The following is a 13695-nucleotide window of genomic DNA, read 5'->3' on the forward strand; positions in this document are numbered from 1 at the left end:
AGAAGGAAGTTATGCTGTGACTGTTGTAAATCAATCACCCAAACGTTTTGTTCTGCTGATTTCGGGCCGGGGCTCGAATATGCAGGCTATTGTTAATATGGCCAAAAACCGGCCAGACATCCATGTTGCGGCTGTTATTTCCCACTCAAGGAATAGCAAGGGTCTTGAATGGGCTAAAGAGCAGGGTATTAATGTACACGAAATCCTGAACAAGGATTATGATTCGCGCGATGCATTCGATCAAGCCCTGCAGGAAGTTATTGATGCCCATCGTCCCGACTATGTATTGCTGGCCGGTTTCATGCGCATTCTGACCGAAAAATTCGTGCATCATTACCATGGTCGGCTTATTAATATTCATCCTTCCCTGTTGCCAGCCTTTCCCGGATTGGATACGCACCAGCAGGCGCTGGATGCAGGTGTGATGCTGCATGGCTGCACCATTCATTTTGTCACACCGGTGCTGGATCATGGTCCCATCATTGCACAGGCGGCCGTGCCCGTGCTTAAAACCGATACCGCCGATGCGCTGGCGCAACGGGTACTGGGTATGGAACACATAATGTTTCCAGCCGTTGTGGGCTATTTGGCAGAAGATATTGTAAAACTGGGCGATAATGGCAAGGTTGTTTATAAACGTGAAGTGCCTTCACTGTTCATGTTTTCAGAAAAAGGATAATTAAAATGAGATCAAGTGCCACCTCACGCAGCCGGCAGGGTTCTGCCGGCAGAAGAAAAGGCCCTGAAAAGCCTGTTGTCAAAGCCCCGGTTTATGCCGTACGCATAGAGCAGGTTAAAACCGTTTTTGCCGAAGTGCAAAAATGGAAATTTCCGGCTGATGCGGTATTGTCTGCCTGGTTCCGGATGAACAAGTCATTGGGCAGTCGTGATCGTGCCGAAGTGGCCGAGGCTGTTTTTGATATTTTGCGTAACTTGCGCCGTTACCGGCAATTTGCCGAAAGTGGCGTTGGTTCATCATTGCAGCGCCTGGCGATTCTGGGCCTTTCTTCAACCCTGGGGCATGATGCCATCCGCGCTGTGCTGACCGATGAGGAAAATGCCTGGCTTGAGCATTTGCAAACCATTGATCTGAATGCCTTGTCACCCGCCGTGCGGGGTAGCCTGCCCGATTGGCTGTATGAGCACTTCAGCATGCTTGATAATGCAGAGTCCTTAATGTCAGCGATGAATGAAAAGGCTCCTCTTGATTTGCGCGTCAACACTTTCAAAACCGACCGAGACACTGTTCTGGCCGCTTTCAAAGACTCGCCGGCAGAGTCGTTCAACCCACAGCCCACGCCCTATTCACCTTGGGGAATCCGTCTTAATGGCAAGCCGGCCATTAACCGCTGGCCTTTGTTTGAAAACGGTTCCCTGGAAGTGCAGGATGAGGGCAGTCAGATACTTGGCATGCTGGTGAGTCCGCGTCGTGGCGATATGGTCATTGATTTTTGCGCCGGTGCTGGTGGGAAAACCCTGTTGCTGGGAGCGCTTATGCGTTCAACCGGCCGTCTTTACGCTTTTGATGTGTCTGCGGCCCGTTTGGCAAAAGCCAAGCCGCGCATTGCCCGCAGTGGTCTGTCCAATGTGACGCCGGTTGTGATTGCCAATGAAAATGATGCGCGTGTGAAACGTTTGGCCGGTAAGGCACACCGCGTGCTGGTGGATGCGCCTTGTACAGGCATGGGCACCTTGCGTCGCAATCCCGATCTTAAATGGCGCCAGACACCCAAGGATGTGGCTGAATTGACAGCCCTGCAGGCCAGCATTCTGGCCAGTGCCTCGCGCTGTGTTGCACCCGGGGGGCGTTTGGTTTATTCAACCTGCAGCGTTCTTCCTGAAGAAAATGAGCAACAGATTGAGCGCTTCCTGCAAAATCATCCGGATTTTACATTGTTGCATGTGAATCAGGTGTTGGGTGATCGTTGTCCTGATCTGGTTATGGAAAATGAGTATCTTCGCCTGCGTCCGGATGTTCACGGTACCGATGGCTTTTTTGCGGCAGTGCTTGAGCGTCGTAAAAAAGAGGAAATGGCCGTAAAAAAAGAGGCAGCTGAAATTACCCCTGATGCCCAAGCGCCAGACTCAGCGGTACAAGAGGCTGCCGAAGCAGACTCATCCGTGGTTGTTAGTGAGTAAAGCCCGGAAAAAGCGTAGTATTGGCAGGTAGAATTAAATGGCTGGTTTTTTATTTTAAGCAGGAAAAACCGGCCATTCATTTTGCGTTGCGCAGGTAAACATGCCATAATGATTCGTTAATCAAATCAATCTGTTATTTAATTTCTCAATTGATTGGATAGATTTAAATGTTTATATTGTTTTCACTGTCAATGGTAATCTGTTGAAGCAAGTAAACAGGGCTGGAGCCGAACTTTTATTTTGTTTGTCACTCCAACCCGAAGCAGTGAAATAATTGTTTTTTTAGGAGACCTGATAAGGTTTATGGATAGTATTCTTGATTTTGTGGCGGGTGGCTTGTTGCAGTTGTCCTGGTGGCAACTTGTTCTTGTGACACTGGTTCTTACGCACATTACTATTGTGTCGGTAACCGTTTTCCTGCATCGCAGCCAGGCTCACCGCGGTCTGGATCTTCACCCGGCCATTGCCCATTTCTTCCGCCTTTGGCTATGGCTAACTACTGGCATGGTAACCAAAGAGTGGGTGGCCATTCACCGCAAACACCATGCAAAGTGTGAAAAAGAAGGTGATCCGCATTCACCTATGGTTTATGGCATAGAAAAGGTCATGTGGAAAGGCGCGGAATTGTATCGCGAGGAAGCCGCCAACCAGGAAACCCTGAAACGTTATGGTCATGGAACCCCCAATGACTGGCTGGAGCGTAATGTTTACTCCCGTCATCCTGGGCTGGGCATTATGTTGACCCTGATTGTTGATGTGCTGCTGTTCGGTGCCGCCGGTTTAACGGTCTGGGCCGTGCAAATGGCTTGGATCCCGTTCTGGGCGGCCGGTGTGGTAAACGGTTTGGGGCATTATATCGGCTATCGGAATTTCTCCAGTCCCGACACCAGTACAAATCTGTTCCCGATTGGTATTCTGATCGGGGGCGAAGAACTGCATAATAATCACCACGCTTATGGCACATCAGCCAAGTTCTCCAGCAAGTGGTATGAGTTTGATGTTGGCTGGCTTTATATCAAATTAATGACTTATCTGGGCCTGGCCAAGGTGCGTAAAGTGGCCCCCAAACTCAAACTTGAGAAATCCACTCAGGTCACTGAAAAAACCTTGCAGGGTGTCATTACACATCGTTATGAAATCATGACCCGCTATGCCGATTTACTCAAGAAAACGGCTCAGGCTGAAATTGATCGTCTGAAAGGCGTCAAGGATAGCCTTAGTGCCCAGCAGGCAGCGTTGCTGAAAACGGTGGCCGATCGCATTACGCAGGCAGAGCAGTCCCTGAAACCAACCGAAAAAGAAGAGCTTGAGCAGGCACTGTCCCAAAATAAAGTCCTGGCAACCCTGGTTAATATGCGTGATGAACTTACCCGTGTCTGGGCAAGCTCTACGGCAAGCAGTGAACAACTGTTGCAAGACCTGCAGGTCTGGTGTCAGCAGGCCCGGCAAAGTGGCATCAAGAGTCTTGAGCAATTTGCCTTGCGCCTGCAACGTTACGCGGCATGATCGATCAGCTCAACCCCGAACAGCGTACTGCGGTCACCTCTTCAGCGCAGTACGCGCTGGTTCTGGCGGGTGCAGGAAGTGGTAAAACCAAGGTTCTGACCACACGTATGGCCTGGCTCATTCAAACGGGACAGGTTTCGCCTTATGGTTTGCTGGCGGTTACCTTTACCAATAAAGCCGCCAAGGAAATGCTTGCCCGTTTAACGGGCATGTTGCCCATCGATGCCCGTGGCATGTGGATTGGGACTTTTCATGGTCTGTGCAATCGTCTTTTGCGTGCCCATTACCGTGATGCGGGTCTGCCCCAGGGTTTCCAGATCCTTGATATGGCCGATCAGCTGTCGGCCATCAAGCGCCTTATAAAAACCGCCAACATTGATGACGAAAAATTTCCGGCCAAAGACGTGCAGCGTTTCATTAACGGCGCCAAAGAAAAGGGCGAACGTCCTGAAACCATGGAGGTATGGGATGCACATCGCCAGCGGATGGTGGATATTTACCAGTTGTACCAGGAACAGTGCCAGCGTGAAGGTGTTGTTGATTTTGCCGAATTGCTGTTGCGTGCCTACGAATTGCTAAGCAGAAATGCGCTCGTTCGCGAGCATTACCAGCGTCGCTTCAGACATATTCTGGTGGACGAATTCCAGGACACCAATGATTTGCAGTACAAGTGGCTGTGTCTGCTTGCCGGCCAGCAGGCTTCCCTGTTTGCCGTGGGTGATGATGATCAGTCAATCTACGCATTTCGGGGGGCCAATGTGGGCAATATGGCCGCCTTTGAGCGTGATTACGCCAAAGGCAATATTATCCGCTTAGAGCAAAATTACCGCTCTTATGGCAACATCCTGGATGCGGCCAATGCCTTGATTGAACACAATAATGATCGCATGGGTAAAAACCTGTGGACCGATCGCGGTGCCGGTGAGCCCTTGCGCATCATAGAGCAGCCAACCGATTTGCAAGAATCGCAATGGCTGCTGGAAGAGATCAAGGCGCTGCTTAACGAAGGGCGGGCCAGAAGTGATATTGCCATTCTGTATCGCAGCAATGCCCAGTCGCGTACCATAGAGCATGCGCTGTTTTCTGCCCGTATTCCCTATAAAGTTTATGGTGGCTTGCGTTTTTTCGAGCGTCAGGAAATCAAGCATGTGCTGGCCTACCTGCGCCTGGTGTCCAATTTGGGTGACGATACGTCTTTCATGCGGGTCGTCAACTTTCCCACGCGCGGTATTGGTGCCCGTACCCTTGAAAACCTGACTGATGCGGCACGTCAGATTGGTTGCAGCATGGCACATGCCATTGGCGCAGTTTCCGGAAAAGGCGGAAGCAATCTTGCCTCGTTTGTGCAGCTGATCAAGCAAATGGCAGAGGTAGGGAAAACCGTCACCTTACCCGAACTGGTGCAGCACGTTATTGAAACCTCAGGATTAAAACAGCACTACGAAAAAGAGCGTGAGGGGGCGGAACGCCTGGAAAACCTGAGTGAATTGATCAATGCGGCAACCGTATTTTCGCTTGAAGAAAATTACGAAGGCATGCCGGCCGGCAAGGCGGTAGAGCCTCCGGCTTCCGTTGATCCGGACATCATGTTCCAGGAAGCCATTTCTCCGTTGGCGGCGTTTTTGTCCCATGCTTCCCTGGAAGCCGGCGATAACCAGGCCAAGGCCGGGGAAGATGCCATCCAGCTCATGACGATTCATGCTGCCAAAGGCCTTGAGTTTGATGTGGTGTTTATTACCGGTGTGGAAGAAGGGCTGTTTCCCCATGAAAACAGCCTGCTGGCCGATGGCGGGCTTGAGGAAGAGCGTCGTCTGATGTATGTGGCCATCACCCGTGCCCGGGAACGCTTGTATATCAGTATGGCGCAAAGTCGAATGCTGCATGGACAAACCCGTTATTCCATCCGCTCCCGTTTTCTGGATGAACTGCCTGAAGCCTGCATTAAATGGTTAACCCCCAAGGTTGCCACTTACGCTGCAAGCCAGAATGGCTGGGCAGGTGGGCAATCCCGCCAGCGTGATGCTTTTGGGCGTCCGGAAAGCGGGATTCTGTCACCTCGTGCACCGCGCGCCGTAAGCAGTGGGGTGCAGGTTGGACAACAACAATTCAAGGTTGGCCAAGGTGTGCGTCACGCCAAGTTTGGTGATGGAACCATTATTAACTTGAGTGGTCAAGGTAGTGATGCCCAGGCTCAAATCATTTTCCAGAACGCGGGGGCCAAAACCCTGGCATTGGGTATTGCCAAGTTGGAAATTATTGCCTGATCGATATGTCAAAATTTACAGGGGTTTTTATAGACCCCTTCATCAAACGAAGGTGGAAAATGAAGAGAACCCTATTGCTATCATGTTGTTTATTAGGGCTTTTGGCAGGTTGTGCCTCTGGTTCCGGAGACACCTCATTAAATCGCTCCAAAGTAGAGGTGTACGGAGTCATGGATGTTGGTGTGGGGTATAGCAGCCAAAAAACAACAATTTCCAAATAAATGACTGGGTGATTAATTGCTCTGTCGCTGGGACTTGACAGAATTTTGGTTGATACCTATAATTATATTCTTTCTTGCAGGCGGTTAGCTCAGTTGGTTAGAGCGCTACGTTGACATCGTAGAGGTCGCTGGTTCGACTCCAGTACCGCCTACCAAATGCTTAAAGACAAGCGAGGAAAACATAAGACAAGACCCCGATAAATCAAGCATTTACGGGGTTTTTTGTTGTCTGGACGGGGTATAAGTTAAGACAAAAAGGTACTTGAAGATACCCCCTTATGGGGGTACATTTGGGGGCATGATCTGATACCCCCTGATGGAGATATCCCCAATGGCACTGACTGATACCAAAATAAAGAATGCAAAGCCCGAAGAAAAGCCTTACAAGATGGGTGATGCCGGTGGCCTTTACTTACTGGTTAATCCCAGTGGCTCAAAATATTGGCGCTTTGATTATCGTTTTTTAGGAAAGCGTAAAACTTTAGCGGTTGGTGTTTATCCTGCATTTGGAAGAACTGTAATGACCCAGCAGTTTCTGCTCAAATTAGGCTGCTAATGCATAAGCTTCAGCAGGTGTTTTCATTTTCAACGCCTGATGTGGGCGCTGAGTGTTATAGAATAAAATCCAGTCAGCAATGATACGACTGGCGTCTTGCCTTCCTACAGTCGTCCCCGTGTCAGTAATGACAATGCATTTGTGGAGTCCCTGTTCAGGGTGCTGAAATACCGTCCACAGTGGCCATCATCTGGGTTTGCTTCGCTGCATGAGGCACGGCAATGGGTTGAGCGCTTTGTCAGCTGGTACAACACCGAGCATCGTCATAGCAAACTCAACTTCGTGACGCCCCAGCAACGGCATAACGGTAAAGACACTGCATTACTGGCTCAACGCCAGGCAATACTGGAGCAGGCCAAGCTGCGTAACCCCTCACGCTGGGGAACACGCCCAGTCAGAAATTGTGAGCCGATTGGACCTGTCACGTTGAACCCTGAAAAAGAGATGAAGATGCAACAAGCTGCTTAAGACAAAAAACAGTGACAACTACCTTGACAAACACCGGCAGTAAAAAGGCTTGCAGCAATGTGCAAGCCTTCTTTGATTTAGGCGGGACGGAAGGTAATTGAACCCAACCGCTGCCTGTTTAATAAAAATTTCCCTGGCGCAGTTTTATCCTATGAGCCATAAGCGCCAACCAACCTGTTCAACAGGTTGCCTGGTGCCGTGCTGGCTTTACGCGATTCCGCCAGCTGAGCGGCTTGCACCCAGCGCGCTTCAGGGAAGGTTTTTGCCACTTTGGCGCTACTGAATCCGCAGGTAAGCATGGCGGTAAACTGGTCAGGCAAAACATGGCCACCGGCTCGTATATCACCTTTAAATTGATAGCGTTCGCGAATCAGTTTGGCTTGTGTAAAGCCGCGACCATCCCTGAATTTAGGAAAATCAATCAGAACCAGTTCCACCTGTGGCAAGAGCGCAGCAATGTCGGCCGCATTATTGCCGGGGTTTAACCAAATTCCTTTGCGAACCGGCTGGTTTGCAATTTCAGCCCATCTGTCCAGTGTAATGACAATACTGCCCTCGGTGGGAAGCGCATCTTCAGCACCGATATATTGCCATTCGTCCTGGGTGTGTTTTCCAAATTTATTTACCAGCAACATTTAGTGCCTCCTTAAAGGGTGCAGCGCCAATACGGTGATAGGTCTGCAGGAAAGTTTCATCGTTGTTGCGGCGTTCACGCAGATAAATATTCATGATTTCTTCGATAACCACAGGAACGTCTTCAAAAGTGACGGAAGAGCCCAGGATTTTGCCAACCACTGCATTTTCATCGGCAGAGCCACCTAACGTGATTTGGTAGAATTCCTGGCCGTTTTTGTCCACACCCAAAATGCCAATATTGGCAATATGATGGTGGGCGCATGCATTGATACAACCAGAGATATTAAGGGTAAGTTCGCCCAGATCGTGTTCAATTTTCTTTTTATGAACCATGATCGCAATTTCCTGGGCAACTGGAATAGAGCGGGCGTTGGCCAGGCTGCAGTAGTCCATGCCCGGGCAGGCAATCATGTCGGTAATCAGGCCGATATTGTCGGTGGCCAGATTGGCACTGAGCAGTGTTTGCCAAACTTCAAAAAGATCTTCTTTTTTTACATGTGGCAGAACCAGATTTTGTTCGTGCGTTACCCTGATTTCATTCAGTGAATATTTTTCAGCCAGATTGGCAACCAGGTCCATTTCATCAGCCGTCAGATCGCCAGGGATACCGCCCTGTGGTTTCAGGGAGATCACCGCGCTGAGATAGGCGGATTGCTTGTGCGGATGGGTGTTTTGTTTAACCCAGCGGGCAAAGGCCGGATTGTTGGCCAGTGATGCCTCGAATACGGGGAAACTGTTGCTGCCTGTTTCGAAGGACGGCACCACAAAGCGGGCATTGAAATGCGCAACCAGCTCATCGCTGACCAATGGCCGGTCATCAGGCAGGGCCTCAAATTCCTCTTCGATCATGCGGATGAAGTTTTCTGGCTTCAGTTCCCGGATCAGGATTTTGATGCGTGCCTTGTACAGGTTGTCACGACGTCCCAGGGCATTGTAAACACGGACAATCGCTTCAACATATTTAATCAGATCTTGCTGTGGTAACCATGATCTTACCTTGGTGGCCACAATAGGTGTTCTGCCCAGGCCGCCACCGGCGTGGACTTCAAAACCGATTTCGCCAGCCTCGTTTTTCAGGACACGCAAGCCAATGTCATGCAGCCGGATAGCGGCTCTGTCATTGGCACTGCCAGTGATGGCAATCTTGAACTTGCGGGGCAAATAGGTGAATTCAGGATGATCGGTAGACCACTGGCGCAGGATTTCCGCATACACACGAGGATCGATATCTTCATCAAAAGCCGCACCGGCAAACTGGTCGGTGGTGACGTTGCGGATGCAATTGCCGCTGGTCTGGATGGCATGCAAGTCGACATCGGCCAGGGCGGATAAGGCATCGGCCGCCTGATCCAGCCGTATCCAGTTAAGCTGTATGTTCTGACGAGTGGTGAAATGGCCATAACCCTTGTCGTAGGTGCGAGCCACATAAGCCAGTTGTTTTAATTGTTCGGCACTTAGTGTGCCATAAGGGATGGCTACCCGGAGCATGTAGGCATGAAGCTGCAAATACAGACCGTTCATCAAACGGTAGGTTTTGAATTCATCTTCGTTCAGCTCACCGCTTAAACGGCGTTGAACTTGCTCACTAAAAAAACGGGCACGGTTTTTCAGGAAGGCATGTTCATTGTCATCATATTGGTAAATGCCCGCCTTGCTGTTGGCCTGACGCGGTTGAAGGGTTTGGCTGAAGGCAGGGTTACCGTTTTCGCCATTGCCGGACTGCTTGCCCAGATCGGGCCGAACGGAGGGGCCTTTGCTGCGGATACGTTCTTTGTAATCACAGGGTACGGGGATATCGTTTTCGCGGGTGGCGGGTAACTCCTGCACACCAACAATGAAATTATGGTCGCTGGCCTGTTGTGCGGCATCGCGCGCGGCCGCTATGTTTTCCTGATTGAATAATGAGGCTGACTGCAAATCCTGCACCCACTCATTGTTTTGTCCCAGCCAGACAACAATTCCATCATGCAGGCGGTTTGCCGAGAAAAGTGTCAATTCAGCCGTATTGCTCATTTATAAACTCCTTGAGCACTACATATTATTGCAATACCCATATTCATCATAAAAACCACGGGAAGATGTTCAGTTTTCGTTTGTGTTCAATGTATAAAGGAAAATGGGAGGCATCAGTCCGATCGTTGAAAGGTGTGATGAACTTTAATGTTATAAGAAACAGTTATATATAAATAATTGTTATGCATATAATTAAAATTCATACTATCTAATAAAGGATAAAAATTTTATTTATACTCTATACGCTTTTTCTGACTTTCTCTATAGTCTTTATATAAAAATAAATCATAAAGAAAGACTTGTTTGCTATAAATAAGAATTAACGGGCTTTGCGACAGGGCGGGGGATTCGGCAGATGGACAAGGGGGCTGATTCAAGGTTGCCGATTGTTGTTTTTTATGCCGAAAAAATACGCATGAAAGGCTGGCTGGGTAAAGGAAGAGAGCTTAGTGCGCCAGTAAGACAACTGGCGCGAAGTAAGGCTTTTGTCAGGAGGAACCACCACCTAATCTGTAAGGCTTAGAGGGGGAATGTGGCAGGACTTATTCAATTAATAACCAGTTTGATGGTTGATACTGGAATATTGGCGTTATCCAAGACTTCATCAATTAGTTCTTCAGGGGTTTTGGGGGACGCCGCGGTTTGGTCGGTGGGATCAATTTCGAGCTTTTTTATTAGCAGTTTTTTGATTTCAAGAATATTTTGCGGCACAGGATCACTTGGATCCAGTGTCAGTTTTTCAGTCATGCCGTCCATGTTTTCGTAGGAGATATAACGTGTCATAGAGTATTGCCTCATAAAAGTGTGAAATCTGCCATATAACGGCAGGTTAATAAGCAGTGTATATCAAGTGTGACCGGAGGCCACTTGATGGGGGTGTTTATTATGCTTCAGGGGGTTTTGGTAACCTGGTAGTGTTGACGGTAAAACTCCCATTCGTCAACTTCTGTCCCGTCTGGAAATTGACAGATTCCGTATTGGGCATTTGTTCCTTGTTTGATAATTACTTTGCCACCTTTTTGTTGGCACAACATTGAAGCGGGGTTAGCCATTTCAACGGGTAGGCTGGAGGCACAGGCGGAAAGCGTCAGTACACCTAAAACAAGATATCGTGTGATTTTCATAATGTATTTCTTGGTGCAGGCCCGCCCGATGCATGGTCAGATACCGCACTGTTTCGAAAAATCCTGGTGAAGAAAAACGGGATGACCAGGAAGAGGAACCGATATATGGAAATAATAGGGAAGTTTTAATGGTAAGTAAAGATTTCAGGAGGTGGAATGAAGAGGTAAGCCAGGATAAAAAGAACGGACACATGAAAAATCATGGTCCGCTTAAAAATATCGGTGTTAGCCGACTACGGTGTAGCCTCTATTCTAAGTGTGTTTATGTGTTTTTTATATTGATATAAATCAAGCTCATAGAGGTATTAAACAAGAAAAAGCATCGAAATTTAAAGTTTTATTTGGGAGTTGTTTTATTTTGAAATGATTGGGGTTTATATCTTTTTATTTCAGGTAAGACAGAAAACACAAGTGAATAAACAGGTATGATCAATGCACAAGTTTCACAATGATCGCATAAGCACTTTTTGTGATAATGATAAATTTATTCAGCAAGATGGAATCAGAAAATGATTGATGGATTGATCACCGGAAAAATATTCGGGCAGCCCAGGCAGGGGCAGGGTAAGAATGGTTCATATGTGACGGCCAAGGTACGGGCGACCACTGAACAGGACACAATATTTGTAAATATTATTTGTTTTAACCAGCAAGCCTGCACGCAGTTGCTGGCCTTGCAGGATGGGGACAGCGTTTCGGTGGCTGGTTCTCTAACACCACGGGTATGGGATTCTCAGGATGGTCCCAGGCCTGTTCTGGATATGGTTGCCCATGCAGTCCTGTCGGTGTATCACATAAAAAAGAAACGGGATGAAGTGCAAGGCATCAGAAATCAAGCCCGGCAGGAAGATTTCAATGATGATTTTGATAATGAATAATCGAGTGTCTTGATATTTTTTTCAAGATAAAGAAAGAGCTCATGTACCGGGCGTAAATGGAAAGACAGGGCAGGCGTTTAGGCAATTTTCACCAAACTGTATTCGGGCGCGATGCGACTGGATTGAAAAATACCAACTTCCAGAAACTCCATCAGCTGGTTGCTGAGCAGGTTGGGCACCCAGGAAGTGGTTGCTTTATTCCAGGTGGGCTTATTAAGATAAGCAAACAAGGTACCATTTTTATCAATGGCCAAATATTTGTAGCCCTCTGGAACATTTATCTTGAAATTAAAATATGTGATGATGTTTTCTTTGGGTGTAAATGTCATTTTCTTGGGGGGGGGTTTCGCGTTGCATCAATGAAATATGAGGCCTTGATATGATTTGTGAAAACCTCAAATCCGAGCTTAAGTCAATAAGCAAGAATGTAAATCAAATTTCCGGGTATTCATTATTGATGTCATTAATATTAATGATATTTGACATTTTCATCTGAAAGTCCGGAAACCCTTGGTATTCATGTGCTTGAATGGATATAAAAATACAGGAGATAACAGCGTGGCTTCAAAAGAAGAAATTATCACTTTCCTGAAAAATGATTTTCCACAGAATAAATGCATTGTGGAAAGCGTTGGTGAACGATTTTCCAGGATAAAATGGCCGGTCAGTTATGAAGATCTGCGGCCAGGTGGCACCGTATCAGGGCCTTCGTTAATGACCGTGGCCGATGTTGCCTTGTATGTTGCCATTTTGGGTGAAATCGGGATTGTTCCGTTGGCCGTTACCACTAATCTGAATATGTCTTTTCTAAGAAAGCCGGCACCCGATAAAGACCTGATTGCCGAGTGCCGACTTATCAAGTTGGGCAGAACGCTGGCGATGGGTGATGTTTTTATTTACTCAGAAGGGGGTGAGCAGGCTGTGGCGCATGCGGTGGGTACTTATGCCATTCCGGCTCAGGAGTAACCAAGTCGGGGTCACTCTCATTGATCCGGTAAAGCCCGCTGAGGATGATCAGGTATCCGGTCTGTCAGAGTGATGGACGTCAAGCAGTGCTTTGATGGCTGTTTGGGTTTTGATGGCAAGACCCAGAGTGTGGGCGTAATATTCGCATACGGTATGGTAGTTTAGGTAAGCAAGGTCTTCCTGATTGCTTATTTCTTCGGGCAATAGCATGAGTTGTTCATGAATGTCACAGGCTTGTTCAACTGAACAGGCAGAATGGAGAAAGGGATATTCATCTTTTTCCCAGTGCCAGAAACTGGAAATCTGTTCGATCCCGGTTAATTGTTGAAAGTAATGATCCAGTTGTCGGGTGCCAGCTGGATAGGTGTTGAATATTCTATTGGATACTTCGTAATTGAAGTAATTGGCAACATGATCACGCCATTGATCATCGGCCAGTGACCAAATCGCCAGTTTATCTTTGTTGTCCAGAATGTCTCGGGCAATAGCTTGCTTTATGGGCAGGGGCAGGTGTGCGGATGAAGGGATGGTATCGACCAGCTGGACAAGTGCTTCCTGGCCCAGGTTGAAATAAAAGGCTTTCCAGTAGTTACAAAGTAAAACCGTAATGGATTTGAGCAAAGGGGTTGCAGCGCTATCCGGTTCATTGGAGGCGAGCTCCAGCAAAGGATAAATGTCATCACTAATGTTTTTAATGAAGGTAGTGGTGGCTACCGGACAAAATAACGCTTCGTTTTCCATGTTGTCAACTTCTGTGATGGTTTGCTTCATCAGTATCCTTTCTGTTAATGCGGCAATTATACAAGTTATGCGGCAGATGGATATACCTGTTTCAGGATTCCTGCGGGCAATTGCGGATATTTAAGTCGTGAGTTGATGGTGTACAAAAAAATAAATACCGCCGTAAAGGCGGTATCAAGGCAG

General features: G+C 47.9%; 13 protein-coding genes, 1 tRNA gene and 2 pseudogenes. 9 read left to right on the forward strand and 7 right to left on the reverse strand.

Annotated elements, in window-relative coordinates; genetic code table 11:
• Positions 1–16 precede the first annotated feature (16 nt).
• The 6 genes and pseudogenes from purN to KU392_RS10185 all read left to right on the forward strand — a co-directional run.
• On the forward strand, positions 17–679 hold the full coding sequence (purN, locus tag KU392_RS10160) for a phosphoribosylglycinamide formyltransferase (protein WP_169294935.1): 663 nt from the start codon (positions 17–19) through the stop codon (positions 677–679).
• A gap of 5 nt (positions 680–684) precedes the next feature.
• Positions 685–2139 carry an RsmB/NOP family class I SAM-dependent RNA methyltransferase gene (locus KU392_RS10165; RefSeq protein ID WP_217735213.1) on the forward strand — a complete coding sequence of 485 codons (1455 nt, stop codon included), beginning with the start codon at positions 685–687 and terminating at the stop codon, positions 2137–2139.
• 303 nt (positions 2140–2442) lie between these two features.
• A complete protein-coding gene (locus tag KU392_RS10170) occupies positions 2443–3645 on the forward strand; it encodes a DesA family fatty acid desaturase (RefSeq protein WP_217735214.1) in 1203 nt (400 codons plus the stop codon).
• Positions 3642–5909 (forward strand): UvrD-helicase domain-containing protein, encoded by a 2268-nt coding sequence (locus KU392_RS10175; RefSeq protein ID WP_169294932.1) that lies wholly within the window; start codon positions 3642–3644, stop codon positions 5907–5909. Before KU392_RS10170 ends, KU392_RS10175 begins: the two co-directional genes overlap by 4 nt.
• A 299-nt stretch (positions 5910–6208) precedes the next feature.
• A tRNA-Val gene (locus KU392_RS10180) sits at positions 6209–6285 on the forward strand.
• 176 nt (positions 6286–6461) lie between these two features.
• Positions 6462–6635: pseudogene (locus KU392_RS10185) on the forward strand (Arm DNA-binding domain-containing protein); the annotation flags it as partial.
• 39 nt (positions 6636–6674) lie between these two features.
• On the opposite strand, the gene KU392_RS14315 reads toward KU392_RS10185, so the two are convergent.
• A complete protein-coding gene (locus tag KU392_RS14315) occupies positions 6675–6866 on the reverse strand; it encodes an integrase core domain-containing protein (RefSeq protein ID WP_246587433.1) in 192 nt (63 codons plus the stop codon).
• Here KU392_RS14315 and KU392_RS10195 point away from each other — a divergent pair.
• A pseudogene (locus tag KU392_RS10195) lies at positions 6777–7154 on the forward strand (integrase core domain-containing protein); the annotation flags it as partial. The gene KU392_RS14315 and the pseudogene KU392_RS10195 overlap by 90 nt on opposite strands.
• A gap of 149 nt (positions 7155–7303) precedes the next feature.
• Here the strand turns inward: KU392_RS10195 and KU392_RS10200 are convergent.
• The 4 genes from KU392_RS10200 to KU392_RS10215 all read right to left on the reverse strand — a co-directional run bounded on the left by KU392_RS10200 (position 7304) and on the right by KU392_RS10215 (position 10927).
• Positions 7304–7789 carry a DUF934 domain-containing protein gene (locus tag KU392_RS10200; protein ID WP_169294931.1) on the reverse strand — a complete coding sequence of 162 codons (486 nt, stop codon included), beginning with the start codon at positions 7787–7789 and terminating at the stop codon, positions 7304–7306.
• Complete coding sequence (locus KU392_RS10205) at positions 7773–9803, reverse strand: DUF2849 domain-containing protein (RefSeq protein WP_169294930.1); 2031 nt, start codon at positions 9801–9803, stop codon at positions 7773–7775. Before KU392_RS10205 ends, KU392_RS10200 begins: the two co-directional genes overlap by 17 nt.
• A 546-nt stretch (positions 9804–10349) precedes the next feature.
• Positions 10350–10586 carry a hypothetical protein gene (locus tag KU392_RS10210; protein WP_217735217.1) on the reverse strand — a complete coding sequence of 79 codons (237 nt, stop codon included), beginning with the start codon at positions 10584–10586 and terminating at the stop codon, positions 10350–10352.
• A 107-nt stretch (positions 10587–10693) separates the two neighbouring features.
• On the reverse strand, positions 10694–10927 hold the full coding sequence (locus tag KU392_RS10215) for a putative hemolysin (protein ID WP_217735218.1): 234 nt from the start codon (positions 10925–10927) through the stop codon (positions 10694–10696).
• Between the two features lie 509 nt (positions 10928–11436).
• Here KU392_RS10215 and KU392_RS10220 point away from each other — a divergent pair.
• The gene (locus KU392_RS10220) at positions 11437–11805 is read left to right on the forward strand and encodes a single-stranded DNA-binding protein (RefSeq protein ID WP_169294927.1); all 369 of its coding nucleotides are present in this window, start codon (positions 11437–11439) and stop codon (positions 11803–11805) included.
• Between the two features lie 77 nt (positions 11806–11882).
• Here the strand turns inward: KU392_RS10220 and KU392_RS10225 are convergent, their stop codons facing one another.
• Entirely contained in the window at positions 11883–12059 is a 177-nt protein-coding gene (locus KU392_RS10225) for a hypothetical protein (protein ID WP_217735219.1), read from the reverse strand.
• 304 nt (positions 12060–12363) lie between these two features.
• On the opposite strand from KU392_RS10225, the gene KU392_RS10230 reads away from it, so the two are divergent.
• The gene (locus KU392_RS10230) at positions 12364–12771 is read left to right on the forward strand and encodes a PaaI family thioesterase (protein ID WP_169294925.1); all 408 of its coding nucleotides are present in this window, start codon (positions 12364–12366) and stop codon (positions 12769–12771) included.
• Between the two features lie 48 nt (positions 12772–12819).
• Here the strand turns inward: KU392_RS10230 and KU392_RS10235 are convergent, their stop codons facing one another.
• Positions 12820–13542, reverse strand: a complete 723-nt coding sequence (locus KU392_RS10235; protein ID WP_217735220.1) for a hypothetical protein — start codon at positions 13540–13542, stop codon at positions 12820–12822.
• Positions 13543–13695: the final 153 nt, after the last annotated feature.

Source organism: Advenella alkanexedens (genome assembly GCF_019132845.1).
GTDB classification, from domain to species: Bacteria; Pseudomonadota; Gammaproteobacteria; order Burkholderiales; family Burkholderiaceae_B; genus Advenella; species Advenella alkanexedens.

Excerpts from the sequence above, each read along its gene's own strand:
- KU392_RS10165 (WP_217735213.1), top strand. The coding sequence starts at position 685 with ATGAGATCAAGTGCCACCTCACGCAGCCGGCAGGGTTCTGCCGGCAGA.
- KU392_RS10220 (WP_169294927.1), top strand. The coding sequence starts at position 11,437 with ATGATTGATGGATTGATCACCGGAAAAATATTCGGGCAGCCCAGGCAG.
- KU392_RS10210 (WP_217735217.1), bottom strand. The coding sequence starts at position 10,586 with ATGACACGTTATATCTCCTACGAAAACATGGACGGCATGACTGAAAAA.
- KU392_RS10205 (WP_169294930.1), bottom strand. The coding sequence starts at position 9,803 with ATGAGCAATACGGCTGAATTGACACTTTTCTCGGCAAACCGCCTGCAT.
- KU392_RS10200 (WP_169294931.1), bottom strand. The coding sequence starts at position 7,789 with ATGTTGCTGGTAAATAAATTTGGAAAACACACCCAGGACGAATGGCAA.
- KU392_RS10175 (WP_169294932.1), top strand. The coding sequence starts at position 3,642 with ATGATCGATCAGCTCAACCCCGAACAGCGTACTGCGGTCACCTCTTCA.
- KU392_RS10235 (WP_217735220.1), bottom strand. The coding sequence starts at position 13,542 with ATGAAGCAAACCATCACAGAAGTTGACAACATGGAAAACGAAGCGTTA.
- KU392_RS10215 (WP_217735218.1), bottom strand. The coding sequence starts at position 10,927 with ATGAAAATCACACGATATCTTGTTTTAGGTGTACTGACGCTTTCCGCC.
- KU392_RS10170 (WP_217735214.1), top strand. The coding sequence starts at position 2,443 with ATGGATAGTATTCTTGATTTTGTGGCGGGTGGCTTGTTGCAGTTGTCC.